Annotated in this window: 1 protein-coding gene; it reads left to right on the forward strand. The window is 59.0% G+C overall.

Annotated elements, in window-relative coordinates; genetic code table 11:
• Window positions 1-117: 117 nt before the first annotated feature.
• The gene (locus RBA41_RS33305; RefSeq protein ID WP_445352078.1) at window positions 118-1,461 is read left to right on the forward strand and encodes an IS4 family transposase; all 1,344 of its coding nucleotides are present in this window, start codon (window positions 118-120) and stop codon (window positions 1,459-1,461) included.
• Window positions 1,462-1,481: the final 20 nt, after the last annotated feature.

Genomic DNA, 1,481 nt, shown 5'->3' on the forward strand with positions numbered 1-1,481 from the left:
CATGCCCTTATACATAAGTCCGTAGCTCCCAAAAAAGTCGTTTACATTCAATGAGTTGCCAGAGGGACTTGTAAACTTTGCCGAGATCGCGTTTACTTTTTCCTTTTGGGCGGCGCATTGGACAAGATTGCACAGCGGTGGACGGACGACGAATTTGCTGGTCTGAATCTTGGCGATGCGCGCCTCAACAAGAGGGCGAGAACATTGATGGACACTTTTGCGGCCAAGCCGACGGCTAGTATTCCTGAAGCATGCGACAGCTGGAGCGAGACCTGTGCGGCGTATCGGTTCCTTTCGAATCCTGATGTGACGTGGGAAGGTATCCTGGAGCCACACTGGGCACGCACCCAAGAGCGCATGGGCGCGCATGCAGTCGTGCTGTGTATTCAGGACACGACCGAGCTGGACTTCAATGGTCAGGAGATCGCAGGGCTGGGGCCGTTGAGCTACGAAGCGCAACGCGGCATGTACCTGCATCCGACCTATGCGGTCACGCCCGATCGCGAGCCACTTGGCATGCTCGACGCGTGGATGTGGGCACGCGAAAAGCGCGGCAAGGATGGGGTCCGGCCTGGGCTGAAGGAAAGCCGCCGCTGGGTCGAAGGCTACGAGCGCATCGCCGAGCAAGCGGCAGCACTGCCTGGTACGCGGCTGGTGTATTTGGCCGACAGGGAAGCGGACATGGTCGAGATGATGCGCGTCGCACGCGACTTGGGTACGCCTGCCGATTGGCTGGTGCGCGCGAAGCATGACCGTTGTTTGGCGGACGACGAGGGAACCAAGCTATGGGCCGCCACCACGAATGGCACACCACTTGGCGAGATCAGTTTCATCATCGGCGGACGCGAAAAACAGAAGGCGCGTGAAGTGCGCCAACAATTGTGGGCGCAGCGCGTGCTGATAGGCGACGGAAAGAAAGGACAGATCGAGGCGACTTGCATCGTGGCGCGCGAAATCGACGCGCCGGCTGGCGTGAAGCCGGTTGAATGGCGCCTGCTGACCAATCGCGCAGCGAACACGCTGGAACAAGCCACGGAACTGATTGACTGGTACCGCGCCCGGTGGGAAATCGAAGTCTATTTCAATGTGCTTAAAAACGGCTGCGAAGTCGAGAAGCTGCAGCTGGCTGCAGTTGACCGCGTGGAGAGGGCGCTGGCGCTGTTCATGGTGGTGGCGTGGCGCGTGGCCTTCCTGATGCGCAAAGGCCGCAACTGCCCTGATCTCGATGCAGCCTTGTTCTTCGACCCTGACCAGATTCGCGGCGCGCACTTACTGAACAAAATGAAGATGCCAGCGACGCCACCAACCTTGAACGAAGTCGTGCGCCTGATCGCGAAAATTGGTGGATTCCTTGCTCGAAACGGTGATGGCGAGCCTGGCGTAAAGACGATCTGGAAGGGGCTAGATCAAGTGCACGCCTCGGCCGAGACGCTGCGGGCATTACGTGAAGGGCTGGGCTGACTTATGTATAAGGGCATGCG

Source organism: Massilia scottii (genome assembly GCF_030846495.1).
GTDB lineage: Bacteria > Pseudomonadota > Gammaproteobacteria > Burkholderiales > Burkholderiaceae_D > Telluria_A > Telluria_A violaceinigra.